Annotated in this window: 18 protein-coding genes; 17 read left to right on the top strand and 1 reads right to left on the bottom strand. The window is 32.1% G+C overall.

Features of this window, described 5'->3' with window-relative positions; translation table 11 throughout:
* The first annotated feature begins 1 nt into the window (after position 1).
* The 17 genes from rplR to ctlX all read left to right on the top strand — a co-directional run bounded on the left by rplR (position 2) and on the right by ctlX (position 12,538).
* Positions 2-358: a 50S ribosomal protein L18 gene (rplR, locus tag AW14_RS01105; protein WP_044637129.1), complete on the top strand. Its 357-nt coding sequence runs from the start codon at positions 2-4 to the stop codon at positions 356-358.
* Between the two features lie 6 nt (positions 359-364).
* Positions 365-889: a 30S ribosomal protein S5 gene (gene rpsE, locus AW14_RS01100; protein ID WP_044637128.1), complete on the top strand. Its 525-nt coding sequence runs from the start codon at positions 365-367 to the stop codon at positions 887-889.
* 10 nt (positions 890-899) lie between these two features.
* Positions 900-1,082, top strand: coding sequence for a 50S ribosomal protein L30 (gene rpmD, locus AW14_RS01095; protein ID WP_044637127.1), 183 nt, complete (start codon positions 900-902; stop codon positions 1,080-1,082).
* Between the two features lie 13 nt (positions 1,083-1,095).
* Entirely contained in the window at positions 1,096-1,548 is a 453-nt protein-coding gene (rplO, locus tag AW14_RS01090) for a 50S ribosomal protein L15 (protein ID WP_044637126.1), read from the top strand.
* A 15-nt stretch (positions 1,549-1,563) separates the two neighbouring features.
* Positions 1,564-2,910 carry a preprotein translocase subunit SecY gene (gene secY / locus AW14_RS01085; RefSeq protein WP_044637125.1) on the top strand — a complete coding sequence of 449 codons (1,347 nt, stop codon included), beginning with the start codon at positions 1,564-1,566 and terminating at the stop codon, positions 2,908-2,910.
* A 10-nt stretch (positions 2,911-2,920) separates the two neighbouring features.
* Positions 2,921-3,136 carry a translation initiation factor IF-1 gene (gene infA, locus AW14_RS01080; protein ID WP_028289261.1) on the top strand — a complete coding sequence of 72 codons (216 nt, stop codon included), beginning with the start codon at positions 2,921-2,923 and terminating at the stop codon, positions 3,134-3,136.
* A gap of 10 nt (positions 3,137-3,146) precedes the next feature.
* Entirely contained in the window at positions 3,147-3,263 is a 117-nt protein-coding gene (gene ykgO, locus AW14_RS14610; RefSeq protein WP_013305171.1) for a type B 50S ribosomal protein L36, read from the top strand.
* A gap of 2 nt (positions 3,264-3,265) precedes the next feature.
* On the top strand, positions 3,266-3,640 hold the full coding sequence (rpsM, locus tag AW14_RS01075) for a 30S ribosomal protein S13 (protein ID WP_044637124.1): 375 nt from the start codon (positions 3,266-3,268) through the stop codon (positions 3,638-3,640).
* Between the two features lie 97 nt (positions 3,641-3,737).
* Positions 3,738-4,130, top strand: coding sequence for a 30S ribosomal protein S11 (gene rpsK, locus AW14_RS01070; protein ID WP_044637123.1), 393 nt, complete (start codon positions 3,738-3,740; stop codon positions 4,128-4,130).
* A gap of 136 nt (positions 4,131-4,266) precedes the next feature.
* Positions 4,267-4,872 carry a 30S ribosomal protein S4 gene (gene rpsD / locus AW14_RS01065; RefSeq protein WP_044637122.1) on the top strand — a complete coding sequence of 202 codons (606 nt, stop codon included), beginning with the start codon at positions 4,267-4,269 and terminating at the stop codon, positions 4,870-4,872.
* Positions 4,873-4,968: 96 nt separating this feature from the next.
* Entirely contained in the window at positions 4,969-5,961 is a 993-nt protein-coding gene (locus AW14_RS01060) for a DNA-directed RNA polymerase subunit alpha (protein ID WP_044637121.1), read from the top strand.
* Positions 5,962-6,023: 62 nt separating this feature from the next.
* Positions 6,024-6,497 carry a 50S ribosomal protein L17 gene (gene rplQ / locus AW14_RS01055; RefSeq protein WP_044637120.1) on the top strand — a complete coding sequence of 158 codons (474 nt, stop codon included), beginning with the start codon at positions 6,024-6,026 and terminating at the stop codon, positions 6,495-6,497.
* An 87-nt stretch (positions 6,498-6,584) separates the two neighbouring features.
* On the top strand, positions 6,585-7,691 hold the full coding sequence (gene carA, locus AW14_RS01050) for a glutamine-hydrolyzing carbamoyl-phosphate synthase small subunit (protein ID WP_044637119.1): 1,107 nt from the start codon (positions 6,585-6,587) through the stop codon (positions 7,689-7,691).
* Positions 7,692-7,840: 149 nt separating this feature from the next.
* Positions 7,841-9,133, top strand: a complete 1,293-nt coding sequence (gene eno / locus AW14_RS01045) for a phosphopyruvate hydratase (protein WP_044637118.1) — start codon at positions 7,841-7,843, stop codon at positions 9,131-9,133.
* A gap of 173 nt (positions 9,134-9,306) precedes the next feature.
* Positions 9,307-10,599 carry a citrate synthase gene (locus AW14_RS01040; RefSeq protein ID WP_044637117.1) on the top strand — a complete coding sequence of 431 codons (1,293 nt, stop codon included), beginning with the start codon at positions 9,307-9,309 and terminating at the stop codon, positions 10,597-10,599.
* A gap of 67 nt (positions 10,600-10,666) precedes the next feature.
* Positions 10,667-11,581, top strand: coding sequence for a dimethylarginine dimethylaminohydrolase family protein (locus tag AW14_RS01035; RefSeq protein WP_044637116.1), 915 nt, complete (start codon positions 10,667-10,669; stop codon positions 11,579-11,581).
* A 21-nt stretch (positions 11,582-11,602) separates the two neighbouring features.
* Positions 11,603-12,538, top strand: coding sequence for a citrulline utilization hydrolase CtlX (ctlX, locus tag AW14_RS01030; RefSeq protein WP_044637115.1), 936 nt, complete (start codon positions 11,603-11,605; stop codon positions 12,536-12,538).
* A gap of 2 nt (positions 12,539-12,540) precedes the next feature.
* Here ctlX and AW14_RS01025 read toward each other — a convergent pair whose 3' ends face one another.
* On the bottom strand, positions 12,541-14,586 hold the full coding sequence (locus AW14_RS01025; RefSeq protein WP_044637114.1) for a tetratricopeptide repeat-containing sensor histidine kinase: 2,046 nt from the start codon (positions 14,584-14,586) through the stop codon (positions 12,541-12,543).
* Positions 14,587-14,896 lie beyond the last annotated feature (310 nt).

The raw sequence follows: 14,896 nt of genomic DNA, 5'->3' as shown, positions 1-14,896 counted from the left end.
TATGGCATTGACAAAATACGAAAGAAGAATAAGAATTAAAAGCAGAATTCGCAAGATAGTTTCAGGTACTGCAACTAGACCAAGATTAGCTGTTTTTAGAAGCAATAAAGAAATTTATGCTCAAATTGTAGATGACGTAACTGGTGTTACCATTAGTGCAGCATCTTCAAAAGATAAAGAAATTAGTTCTGTTAAAGCAACTAAAGTTGAAGTAGCCAAATTAGTAGGTAAGGCAATTGCTGAAAAAGCTATGAAGGCAGGTATCGAAACTATCGCTTTTGATAGAGGTGGTTATTTATACCATGGAAGAGTAAAATCATTAGCTGAAGGAGCTAGAGAAGCAGGACTTAAATTCTAAGAAATTATGTATCGTAAATACAAAAGCGCAGAGTTAGTAAAACCAAGCGGATTAGATCTTAAAGATCGTTTGGTTGGTGTACAAAGAGTTACAAAAGTAACTAAAGGTGGTAGAGCATTTGGTTTTTCGGCAATCGTTGTGGTTGGTGATGAGGCTGGTGTTGTAGGTCAAGGTTTAGGTAAATCTAAAGACGTAGCAAGCGCAATAGCAAAAGCTGTTGAAGATGCTAAAAAGAATTTAGTAAGAATACCTATTCTTAAAGGGACTTTACCACACGAACAAAAAGGTAAATATGGTGGAGCTAGAGTAAATATTATTCCAGCTGCTCCTGGTACAGGTGTTATTGCAGGTGGTGCTGTTAGAACAGTACTTGAGGCCGTAGGTGTACATGATGTATTATCTAAATCTCAAGGTTCATCTAACCCTCATAACGTAGTTAAAGCAACTTTCGATGCTTTATTACAATTAAGAGATGCTAATGCAATTGCTCGTGATAGAGGAATTACACTTGAACAAGTATTTAAAGCTTAAAATAAAAGAGATGGCAAAAATTAAAGTAACAAAAGTTAAAAGCGATATCAATAAACCGCTTAGACAAAAAAGAATACTTGAATCTCTTGGTTTAAAAAAGATTGGTCAAGTTGTAGAGCACGATGCCACATCAAGTGTACTTGGTATGGTTGCTAAAGTTTCACATTTAGTTTCTGTTGAAGAAACAAAATAATATAAAACTGAAAATGGATTTAAGTAATTTAAAACCTGCAGAAGGTTCAGTAAAAAATCAAGGAAAAAGAATAGGTAGAGGACAAGGTTCTGGAAAAGGTGGTACTGCTACACGCGGACACAAAGGAGCTAAATCACGTTCTGGTTATTCTAAAAAGGTTGGTTTTGAAGGAGGTCAAATGCCACTTCAAAGACGTGTGCCTAAATTTGGTTTTACAAATATTAATCGTGTAGAATATCAAGGTATTAACTTAGATACTCTTCAATTATTAGTAGACGATAAGAAAATTTCAGATACAGTAGATTTTGAAATCCTTTTCAATAATGGTTTAATTGGGAAAAATGACCTAGTTAAAATTTTAGGAAGAGGTGAGTTAAAAGCTAAGTTAAAAGTATCTGCACATAAATTTACTGCTACTGCTAAGGCCGCAATTGAAGCAGCTGGAGGAGAAGTAGTAACATTATAAGACCGTATTATAAGTATGAAATTTATAGAATCGTTAAAGAATGTTTGGAAAATCGAGGAACTAAGAAATAGAATCATTGTAACTCTTGGTCTATTGTTAGTTTATCGTTTTGGTGCTCAAGTTGTTTTGCCAGGTATTGATGCTTCTCAGTTAGCTGGGTTAGCAGATAGTACAGATAGTGGGATATTAGGTTTACTTAATGCCTTTACTGGTGGAGCTTTTGCAAATGCTTCTGTATTTGCTTTGGGCATTATGCCTTACATTTCTGCTTCTATTGTGGTTCAATTAATGGGAATTGCTATTCCTTATTTACAAAAACTACAAAAAGAAGGCGCTAGTGGTCAAAAGAAAATAAATCAAATTACGCGTTGGTTAACTATAGCGATTTGTTTATTACAAGCACCAGGTTATTTAGCTAGCTTACCAGCTTTAGGAATTCCTCAAAGTGCATTTTTATTAGGAACTGGATTCTTATTTTATTTCTCTTCAGTTACAATTCTTGTTACAGGAACTATTTTTGCAATGTGGTTAGGAGAGCGTATTACCGATAAAGGTATAGGTAATGGTATTTCACTATTAATTATGGTGGGTATTATTGCCAGACTTCCTGCAGCGTTCCTTCAAAATGCAGCTACAAGATTAGAAGGTAATAATGTAATGCTTATTCTTTTTGAATTAGTATTATGGTTTGCAATTATACTGGGCGCTATACTTTTAGTAATGGCTGTTAGAAAAATTGCAGTTCAATATGCTAGAAGAACCGCAAGCGGTGGGTACGAGAAAAGTTTAGAAGCTGGTTCCAGACAATATATTCCTTTAAAGCTTAATGCTTCGGGAGTTATGCCAATCATATTTGCTCAAGCAATTATGTTTGTACCAAGTTTAATAGGTGGATCTTCATTTTTAAAAGAAACAACTGCAGGTGCTTGGATGCAAACTAATTTCGCCGATATATTTGGTTTTTGGTATAATTTATTATCTGCACTATTAATTATTGTTTTCACGTATTTCTATACGGCAATTACAGTGCCTACTAATAAAATGGCTGATGATTTAAAACGTAGTGGAGGTTTTATTCCTGGGATTCGTCCGGGAGCAGAAACTTCAGAATATTTAGATAAAATAATGTCTCAAATTACCTTACCAGGTTCTATATTTTTAGCACTTATTGCTGTGTTCCCAGCGTTTATTGTTAAGCTTATGGGCGTGCAACAAGGATGGGCTTTATTTTTCGGTGGTACTTCATTAATAATTTTAGTTGGGGTAGCAATAGATACTATGCAACAAGTAAATTCTTATTTGTTAAATAGACACTACGATGGCTTGATGAAAACCGGTAAAAATAGAAAAGCAGTAGCTTAATTATTATACTATGGCAAAACAAGCAGCAATTGAGCAAGACGGAACTATTATAGAAGCATTATCAAATGCTATGTTTCGTGTTGAATTAGAAAATGGTCACATTGTGACTGCACACATCTCTGGTAAGATGCGTATGCATTACATTAAGCTTTTACCTGGAGATAAAGTAAAATTAGAAATGAGCCCATACGATTTAAGTAAGGCTCGAATAACTTATAGATACTAATACGAATACGATGAAAGTTAGAGCATCCGTTAAAAAAAGAAGTGCCGATTGTAAAATCGTGCGTAGAAAAGGTAGACTTTACGTGATAAACAAAAAGAATCCTAGATTTAAACAAAGACAAGGGTAATTATGGCAAGAATTGCAGGTGTAGACATACCAAAAAACAAAAGAGGAGTTATTTCTTTAACCTATATCTACGGAATAGGAAGAAGTAGAGCAAAAGAAATATTAGCACAGGCTAATGTTGACGAAAGTATTAAAGTTCAAGACTGGAACGACGACCAAATTGCTGGTATTCGTGAAGCTGTTGGTACTTTTACAATCGAAGGCGAATTACGTTCTGAAACCCAATTAAACATTAAACGTTTAATGGATATTGGATGTTACAGAGGTATTCGTCATAGATCTGGACTTCCGTTAAGAGGTCAGCGTACTAAAAACAACTCTAGAACTAGAAAAGGTAGAAGAAAAACTGTTGCTAATAAGAAAAAAGCAACTAAATAATTAACGTCATTAGTATTTAGCTGCTAGATGAATCTGTTTGAAATGTAAAAGTTTAGGATTCTATCACTAACAACTAACAACTAGAAACTAAAACAATATGGCAAAGTCAAATACAAAAAATACTAAAAAGCGTAAAGTTATAGTAGATTCTGTAGGAGAAGCACACGTAACAGCTTCTTTTAACAACATCATTATTTCATTAACCAACAAAAAAGGAGATGTAATCTCTTGGTCATCTGCTGGTAAAATGGGATTTAGAGGTTCTAAGAAAAACACACCTTACGCTGCTCAATTAGCTGCAGAAGATGCTTCTGCTGTTGCTCTTGAAGCTGGTTTAAAAAAGGTAAAAGTATACGTTAAGGGTCCAGGAAATGGTAGAGAATCTGCTATTAGATCTATTCACAACGCTGGAATCGAAGTAACAGAAATTATCGATGTTACTCCACTTCCACACAATGGATGTAGACCTCCAAAACGTAGAAGAGTATAATTTACATAAATTTTTTTATATGTAAATTTGCAAACTGAAAAAAAAATAATTTAACAAGTATAAACAAAGAGGATACGATTATCGAAGGATAAGATTAAGACCTTAATTCATAATCCCTCTTAAAAAAACAATTAAAATGGCAAGATATACTGGTCCTAAAACTAAAATCGCCCGTAAATTCGGAGAAGCAATTTTCGGAGACGATAAATCTTTTGAAAAAAGAAATTACCCACCTGGGCAACACGGTAACGCTAGACGTCGTGGTAAAAAATCTGAGTACGCAATCCAATTAATGGAGAAGCAAAAAGCTAAATATACTTATGGTATTTTAGAAAGACAATTTAGAGGTTTATTTAAAAAAGCTAGAGCTGCACAAGGTATTACTGGTGAGGTTCTTTTACAATTATGTGAATCTAGATTGGACAATGTAGTTTTTAGAATGGGAATTGCTCCTACTAGAAGTGGTGCAAGACAATTAGTTTCTCACAGACACATTACAGTAAATGGTGAGTTGGTAAATATTCCTTCTTACCAATTAAAAGCTGGTGATGTTGTTGCTGTAAGAGAAAAATCTAAATCTTTAGAAACTATAGCAAAATCATTATCAAATTCATCTCAAGTATACGAATGGATTACTTGGAACGACGATACTAAACAAGGTACTTATGTTTCTGTACCAGCTAGAATTCAAATTCCAGAAAACATCAACGAGCAATTCATCGTCGAGTTATATTCTAAATAATAAATTATTAACATTGGTATTTGGCCAAAGGGTTCATAAGTACTTCTTCAAACTTTTAAACCGCGCAACCAAGTAACAATTAAAACGAAGAAATAAATGGCAGTATTTAATTTTCAAAAACCAGACAAGGTAATCATGATTGATTCTACTGATTTCGAAGGAAAATTCGAATTCAGACCTTTAGAACCAGGTTATGGTTTAACAGTAGGTAATGCATTAAGAAGAGTATTATTATCCTCTTTGGAAGGTTTTGCTATTACATCAGTAAGAATAGAAGGAGTAGATCATGAGTTTTCAGCCATATCTGGAGTTGTAGAAGACGTTACAGAAATTATTCTTAATCTGAAACAAGCTCGTTTTAAAAGACAAATTGAAGATATTGATAACGAATCAATTTCAATTTCAATTTCAGGACAAGAGCAAATTACGGCTGGAGATTTTCAAAAATTTATCTCAGGATTTCAAGTATTAAATACAGAATTAGTTATCTGTAATTTAGATCCTAAGGTTAATTTTAATATGGAAATTACCATTGAAAAAGGTAGAGGCTATGTTCCTGCTGAAGAAAACAAAAAAGCGGCAGCACCAATAGGAACTATTTTTACCGATTCTATTTACACGCCAATTAAAAACGTTAAATATAGTATTGAAAACTATCGTGTAGAGCAAAAAACTGATTATGAAAAATTAGTTTTTGAAATCATTACAGATGGTTCAATTACACCACAAGATGCTTTAACTGAAGCAGCTAAAACCTTAATTCATCACTTCATGTTATTCTCTGATGAGCGTATCACTTTAGAAGCCGATGAAATTGCTCAAACTGAAACATATGATGAAGAATCTTTACATATGAGACAGTTGCTTAAAACAAAGTTAATCGATATGGACTTATCTGTTCGTGCACTTAACTGTTTAAAAGCGGCAGAAGTTGATACTCTAGGAGACTTAGTATCATTTAACAAAAATGATTTAATGAAATTCAGAAACTTTGGTAAAAAATCTTTAACTGAGCTTGAAGAGCTTGTAAATGTTAAAGGTTTAAATTTCGGAATGGATTTAAGCAAATATAAATTAGATAAAGATTAATCACTTTATATTTTGCTCCTCAATAGTGGGTTGTAGCAAGATAAAGGTTTAAAACAAATGTCATGAGACACGGAAAAAAAGTAAATCACTTAAGCAGACAAACTGCTCATAGAAAATCAATGTTAGCTAATATGGCTTGTTCTTTAATAGAGCACAAGCGTATTAACACTACAGTTGCTAAAGCAAAAGCTTTAAAATTATTTGTAGAGCCATTGATTACTAAATCTAAAGAAGATACAACTCATAACAGACGTATCGTTATGTCTAGAATTAGACAAAAAGATGCTGTTACAGAATTGTTTAGAGATGTAGCTGCTAAGGTTGCTAATCGTCCAGGAGGTTACACTAGAATTATTAAATTAGGTAATCGTTTAGGTGATAATGCCGATATGGCAATGATAGAGCTTGTAGATTACAACGAGCTTTATAATGCTGGTAAAGTAGAAAAGAAAACAACTCGTAGAAGTAGAAGAGGTGGTTCTAAACCAGCTGCGGCACCTGTTGTAGATACTAAAGCTACTAACGAAGAGGAATAAATGTTAATAAGCATTTTAAATATAAAGGATAAACTATTTTAGTTTATCTTTTTTTTTATGCAATTTTGCAAAACTTTTATTGAATACATGAAATATCAAAAGAGACAAAAAGCCATCATTTTATTAGCCGATGGTACTATTTTTTACGGTAAAGCAGTTGGAAATAAACAAGGAACTGCATTTGGAGAAGTTTGTTTTAACACAGGAATGACTGGGTATCAGGAAATATTTACCGATCCCTCTTATTTCGGTCAGTTAATGGTTACTACCAATGCTCACATTGGAAATTACGGTACTAATAGCGACGAAATAGAGTCAGATTCTGTTAAAATTGCGGGTTTAATTTGTAAAAACTTTAGTTACGATTACTCCAGAGATGATGCAGACAAATCTTTAGAAGATTTCTTAAATGAAAATAATCTTTTAGCAATTTCTGATGTTGATACACGTGCTTTAGTAAGCTATATTCGTGATAATGGTGCCATGAATGCCGTTATTTCTACAGATGTAGATAATATTGAAGATTTAAAAAAGCAGCTTTCAGAAGTTCCTAATATGGAAGGTTTAGAGTTAGCTTCTAAAGTTTCTACCAAAGAGCCTTATTTCTTTGGTGATGAAAATGCAACGTATAAAGTTTCAGCTTTAGATATAGGTATCAAGAAAAATATTCTTAGAAATATTGCTAAGCGCGATGTTTATATTAAGGTTTTTCCTTATAATTCTACTTTCTCAGATCTTGAGTCATTTAATCCTGATGGATACTTTTTATCTAATGGACCTGGCGATCCAGAGCCTTTAGTTGATGCTCAAAATGTAGCTAAGGAGATTATTAAAAGAGACTTGCCTTTATTTGGTATATGTTTAGGACATCAGGTTATAGCTTTAGCCAATGGCGTTTCAACCTATAAAATGCATAATGGACATAGAGGTATTAATCATCCTGTAAAAAATATTAAAACTGGAAAAGGTGAAATCACTTCTCAAAATCATGGCTTTGCTGTTAAACGCGAAGAGGCAGAGGCACATACAGATTTAGAAATTACTCATGTTCATTTAAATGATAATACGGTTGCTGGTTTAGCAATGAAGAGTAAAAATTGTTTTTCGGTGCAATATCACCCAGAAGCAAGTCCTGGACCACATGATTCGGAGTATCTATTCGATCAATTTATTGAGAATATTAAAAATAAATAGTAAAAAAGCCTTTGAAAAATTAATTTTTAAAGGCTTTTTGTTTACTAAAACGATATAGAAGTTTTTTTAATAAAATCTTTGATATCTATTAAGATTAAACAAGATTAAAACGTAAATTTGAAATAATTAAAGTTAAAAAATAATCAATTATGAGTGTAATAATTAATATCCACGCAAGACAAATTTTAGATTCAAGAGGTAATCCTACGGTAGAAGTAGATGTTATAACAGAAAATGATATATTAGGAAGAGCAGCAGTTCCATCTGGTGCTTCAACAGGAGAGCATGAAGCTGTAGAATTAAGAGATGGTGGTAAAGCTTACATGGGAAAAGGTGTTTTAAAGGCGGTTGATAATGTAAATTCAATTATTGCACCAGAATTATTAGGAGTTTCAGTTTTCGAACAAAACTTAATCGATCAAATAATGATTGATTTAGATGGAACAAAAAACAAATCAAAGTTAGGAGCTAATGCAATTCTTGGTGTTTCATTAGCGGTAGCAAAAGCAGCTGCAGCTGAGTTAAACATGCCATTATATCGTTATGTTGGTGGGGTTTCTGCTAATACATTGCCAGTTCCAATGATGAATATTATCAATGGAGGTTCTCATAGTGATGCTCCTATTGCTTTTCAAGAATTCATGATTATGCCTGTTAAAGCAAAAAACTTTACACATGCTATGCAAATGGGTACAGAGATTTTTCACAATCTTAAAAAAGTATTACACGATAGAAATTTAAGTACTGCTGTAGGTGATGAAGGAGGTTTTGCTCCTAATTTAGCTGGAGGAACAGAAGATGCTATAGATTCTATTAAAACAGCTGTTGAGAACGCAGGATATAAATTTGGTGATGAAGTTATGATTGCTTTAGATTGTGCTTCTGCTGAGTTTTATGTAAACGGAAAATACGATTATTCTAAATTTGAAGGTGAAACTGGAAAAGTTAGAACATCTGAAGAACAAGCTGAATATTTAGCTGAGTTATGTGCTAAATATCCAATTATTTCTATCGAAGATGGTATGGATGAAAATGACTGGGAAGGATGGAAATTATTAACTGAAAAAATTGGAGATAAAGTTCAGTTAGTTGGCGATGATTTATTCGTTACCAATGTAGAGCGTTTATCAAGAGGTATAGAGCAGGGTATTGCAAATTCAATATTAATTAAAGTAAATCAAATAGGTTCTTTAACAGAAACTATCGCAGCTGTTAATATGGCTAAAAATGCGAGTTATACTTCTGTTATGTCTCACCGTTCTGGAGAAACTGAAGATAATACTATTGCAGATTTAGCAGTAGCTTTAAACTGCGGTCAAATAAAAACAGGTTCTGCTTCTCGTAGTGATCGTATGGCTAAATACAATCAATTACTTCGTATAGAAGAAGAATTAGGTGAAGTTGCTTATTTCCCTCAAGAAAAAGCTTTTAAAATAAAATAAGCACAAAAATATTTTTTGTAAAAGCGGTTATTTTTTTAATAATCGCTTTTTTTTATACCCAATATTAAATAAAATGTTAATTGATTAAATCTTTGTTTCAAGTGCTTCCTATCTACATAGATATTTTGTAAATTAGCTTTCCAAATAATAAAACAATAATCTCAATTTAACTTATGGCTAATACTGCTACGATTGATATAAACGGTCAAAAACACGAATTACCTTTAGTAGAAGGAACAGAAAATGAACTTGCTATAGATATTTCAAACTTTAGAAGTTTATCTAAAGGTGTAATTACAATAGATCCAGGATTTAAAAATACAGGTTCTTGTGAAAGTGGTATTACTTTTTTAGATGGAGAAAAAGGGATTTTAAGATACAGAGGCTACTCTATAGAAGAATTGGCTGAGAAAGCAGATTTTCTTGAAGTTGCCTATTTATTAATTTTTGGTGAACTTCCAACAAAAGAGCAAAACGATAAGTTTCATGAAGACATTAAAGCCCAGGCTGTCGTTGATGAGGATGTTAAGAAAATTCTAGAAGCCTTCCCAAAATCTGCACACCCCATGGGTGTTATTGCATCTTTAACAAGTGCCTTAACTGCCTTTAACCCTTCTTCTGTAAATGTAAATTCAGAAGAAGATATGTATAAGTCTGTGGTTAAAATTTTAGGTAAATTTCCTGTTTTAGTAGCATGGACTTACCGTAAAAAATTAGGTCTACCATTAGACTACGGAGACGATTCTTTAGGGTATGTTGAAAATATTTTAAAAATGATGTTTAGAAAGCCTAATGGTGAATACAAACAAAACAAAATACTAGTAGATGCACTAGATAAACTTTTAATATTACACGCAGATCACGAACAAAACTGTTCAACATCTACAGTAAGAATTGTTGGTTCATCTCACGCCGGATTATTTGCTTCTATATCAGCAGGGATTTCAGCTTTATGGGGTCCCCTTCACGGTGGTGCTAACCAAGCGGTATTAGAAATGTTAGAAGCTATTAAAGATGATGATGGTGATACTAAAAAATACATGGCAAAAGCTAAGGATAAAGAAGATCCTTTCCGTTTAATGGGCTTTGGACACCGTGTTTATAAAAACTTCGATCCTCGTGCAAAAATAATTAAGAAAGCTGCAGATGAAGTTTTAGGAGACTTAGGAATTGAAGATCCTATTTTAGATATCGCTAAAGGTTTAGAAAAAGAAGCTTTAGAAGATTCGTATTTCGTAGATAGAAAACTGTATCCTAACGTAGATTTCTATTCAGGTATTATTTACAGAGGTATGGGCATTCCTACCGATATGTTTACAGTTATGTTTGCATTAGGTAGACTACCGGGTTGGATTGCACAATGGAGAGAAATGCGTTTAAGAAAAGAACCAATTGGTAGACCAAGACAAATTTATATTGGTGCTACAGAAAGAAAATTTGTTCCTATCGAAGATCGAAAAAAATAAGATTTATTTAACAGTTAATAAAAAAGCTTCATAATAATTAATTATGAAGCTTTTTTATATTTGTAAGATGCTAAAACTAAATATAAAAAACGAAACATCACGCTTAAGAGCTGTAGTTTTGGGCACAGCTCATAGCAATGGTCCTACACCAAAAGTTTCAGAATGTTACGACCCAAAAAGCATCGAGCATGTATTGGCTGGTACATATCCTAAAGAAAGCGATATGATTCTGGAAATGGAAGAAGTGTACAACGTATTCCAGAAATACGGTGTTAAAGTTTTTACGCCTGATATTATTGAAAATTGTAACCAAATATTCTCTAGGGACATTGCTTTTGTTATTGAAAACAAAATCATTAAAGCTAATATTCTTCCAGACAGAGAAAAAGAATTTGAAGCTATAGCTAAAGTTTGGAATCAGGTTGAGGAAGAAAACAGAATAATTTTACCTCCTGAATGTCATGTTGAAGGTGGTGATGTCATGCCATGGAATGATTATATATTTGTTGGCACCTATTCAGGTGAAGATTATCCCGAATTAATTACAGCAAGAACCAATTTAGATGCAGTTATTGCTTTACAGGAATTATTCCCCAATAAAATTGTAAAATCATTCGAATTAAGAAAATCTAATACCAACGCAAAAGAAAACGCATTGCATTTAGATTGTTGTTTTCAACCTATTGGAACTAATAAAGCCATTTTACATAAAAATGGGTTTTTAATAGAACGCGAATATGACTGGTTGGTAAATTTTTTCGGAAAAGAAAATATATTTGAAATTACTAAAGACGAAATGTACAACATGTACAGTAACGTGTTTTCAATTTCAGAGGACGTAATTATTTCTGAGAAAGGCTTTACTAGATTAAACAAATGGTTAGTAGAACAGGGCTTTACAGTTGAAGAAGTTTCATATAGTGAAATCTCTAAACAAGAAGGCTTGTTAAGATGTTCTACCATGCCATTAATAAGAGATTAATTTTATTCTAAAAAACATATAATGCAACAAACGACCAATACAATTTTGATGATTCGCCCGATAAATTTCAGGATGAACGAGCAAACCGCTGTAAATAATTATTACCAAAAAGTATTAAATAATTTGTTGCCAAACGAAGTGAATAAAAAAGCTCAGCAAGAATTTGATGCATTTGTAGATAAACTTCGTAAGATTGGAGTTCAAGTTATTGTAGTAAATGATTCGGATGAATTTGATACTCCAGACTCCATTTTTCCAAATAATTGGGTATCCTTTCATCAAAATGGAAATGTAGGGTTGTATCCTATGTTTGCAGAAAACAGACGATTAGAACGCAGAGAAGATGTTTTAGAGGCTATAGAAAACGAAGGATTTGTTATTAACGATATTATTGATTACACCAGTGCAGAAGACGACAATGTTTTTCTTGAAGGAACAGGAAGCGTTTTACTAGATCGCACAAACCGAAAAGCTTATTGTGCCTTATCTCCTAGGGCCGATGAAGATTTATTTATAGAATTTTGTGAAGATTTTGAATTTATGCCTGTTATATTTTCTGCCTATCAAACAGTAAATAATTCGCGTAAAGCCATTTATCATACAAATGTTATGATGTGTTTGGGGGAAACATTTGCAGTTATTTGTTTAAGTAGTATTGATGATAAAAAGGAACGTAAAAATGTTATAAAGCATTTAAAGGACGATGGAAAAGAAATCATTGACATTACAGAAGATCAAGTAAATAATTTCGCTGGTAACATGTTGCAGGTTCGTGGCGATAATGATACGCGTTACTTGGTAATGAGTCAGGCTGCCTATGTTTCTTTAACACCAGCACAAATAGAAAGACTTCAAAAGCATACAAAAATAATTTACAGTTCTTTAGATACCATCGAAGCATGCGGTGGAGGGAGCGCACGTTGTATGATGGCAGAAGTGTTTTTACCTAAAGCTTAGTTTTATTTTTTAGATTTCGGTAATTGAACATAGAAAGAACTACCAACATTTTCGGTGCTTTCTACCCAAATTTTACCATTGTTCAATTCTATTAATTCATTACAAATAGATAAGCCTAAACCAGTTCCTTTTTCATTGTTAGTGCCTAATGTGGTAAACGAGCTGTTCTTAAAAAGTTTCGAGATATTTTCTTTTGAAATTCCAATACCGGTGTCTGATATGCAAACGATGCAATTGCCATTACTTATATGGTTTGTAATAGTAATGGTATCACCTCTTTTACAGAATTTTAAAGCATTAGCTAATAAATTTTGAACGACTATTTCAAACATACTTTTATCGGCATAGGCAAAATCTCTAAACGAATGATCTTTTAACTCAATGCCTTTACTTTCTGCACGTTGTTCAATTAGTTTTACTTTATCTACAAATACTTCTTGTACATCAAAAAGTTCGGGTTTAGCAACAAGTGATTGCATTTGCGATTTAGACCAGTTTAGTAAATTATAAAGTAGTAAAGAGGCATTGTTAGCGTTTTCACTTAATTCAGGAATTAAATTGTCGAACTCCTCGCGCGACAGAGAGCCTTCTCTTAATAAATTAATAAAACCATTTATTGAAGAAAGCGAATCTTTTAAATCGTGTGAAACTATAGAGAATAGTTTGTCTTTTACATTATTAACATTTTCTAGATGCTTTGTTTGTTCTAAAAATGCTTCATTTTGTAATTCTATTTTTAAGTTTTTTTCTTCTAATTCTTGAGTGTATTTAATATTATTATTTCGTTTTAAATAAATTAAAACTAAAAAGGTAGAAACCACAGCTAATGCAGCTAATAAAACATAAAGAATAATTTTAAATTTATCAGAGTCATCATCTCCTGTAGCTTCAAATGGTTTTGTTGGATCTGGATTTAAGGCTTCATTAGAGTTAAAGTCTGAATTTAATTCTAAATCAGAATCAGAAATTACAGGGGCTTTTATTTGATTTTCCTTGTCTAATTCTGTTTTCAACTTATAATATTCGCTTTGCCAAATATAAGCTCTGTTAAACTTTCCTTTGGTAGAATCTAAATCCTTCATGGATTTATAATATCTCAAAAGCTCAGGTTTGTTTTTTAAGTTTTTGGCAATAGAACCTGCTTCAGACAATTGTAGTTCGGCAAGAACAAGTCTTTTTTGTTTTAAGTAAAGTTCTCCTAATCCGTTTAATGCAAATAAAATTCCGGGTTTATTATTATCTGCTCTGCTAATTTTTAATCCTTTAAGGAAATAATTTTCAGATTTTTGATAATCGTTAAACTTTAAATATTGGTTGGCTAAATTTGTATAAATATGTCCGCTTATAGAATCGTTATCAGTTGTTTCTAATACTTTTTCGTAATATTCTATAGCTTTTCTGTATTCTTTGTTAAACGAATATAATTCTGCTATTCTACTATTTGTTTGCGAAATCCCCTTAAAATCGTTTAGTTCTTCTTGAATTTCAAGAGTTTTTAAATTAAATTCAATGGCTTTATCGTATGCTTTAATATTAGTATAAGCTTCGGCAAGATTTTCGTAGGCTAAACAAAGATCTTTTTTAAGATTTTGTCTTTTTAATTCTTTTATGGCAGCAAGCGAATATTGTAGTCCTTTTGTGAAGTTACCTCTCTTAATTTCAATTAAACCAATACTGTTGTTAACTTTGGCAACATTTAAAGAATCGTTTAATGTAACAAACAAAGCTTTAGCCTGCATGTATCCACTAACGGCATTAATATAATCACCTTTTTTAGCATAAATTAAGGCTTTATAATAACTAATTTCAGCAAGACCTTTCGAGTAATTTAGTTTTTTTGATAATTTTTCGCTCTCAATAAGATATTTTATAGCCTTATCAAAATCGTTAATTTCATATAACGATTTAACCAGTTTAAGTGAAATTTCAACTTTTAGAGAGTCTTGAGTTTGAAAAGCTAATTCAATAGATAAGTTATCTATCTCTTTAGTTTGCGAGAAACCAAGAAAAATAGATAAAAAAATAATTGAAGTAATTAATCTCCTCATAAATTACAAAATTACAACTTTATGTATAAAGCAATAATAAAAGTAGTCTTAATTGAGGGAAAAAAAGAATGCTTTTTAGTGTTGAAATATTATAAAATGTGGTATTCCCGAAAAATCGAAAATACACTACGACAAAAGTTATAAAATCCATTATAATAATCTAATTTCTGCGTTTTAAAGCCAATAAATTAGACGAAAGGAACGGCTTTAAAAGCTAAAATATCGACGAATAGATAAAAGGCAAAATTCATAGAAAAACGGTAAGTTTTTATTTAAAGTCCTTCGAATTTATCGATTGAAGTCTTTTATT

Source organism: Siansivirga zeaxanthinifaciens CC-SAMT-1, assembly GCF_000941055.1.
In the GTDB taxonomy this organism is placed as follows: Bacteria; Bacteroidota; Bacteroidia; order Flavobacteriales; family Flavobacteriaceae; genus Siansivirga; species Siansivirga zeaxanthinifaciens.
The sequence above is the reverse complement of the archived record's forward strand: the minus strand, read 5'-3'. Positions and strand labels throughout refer to the sequence as shown.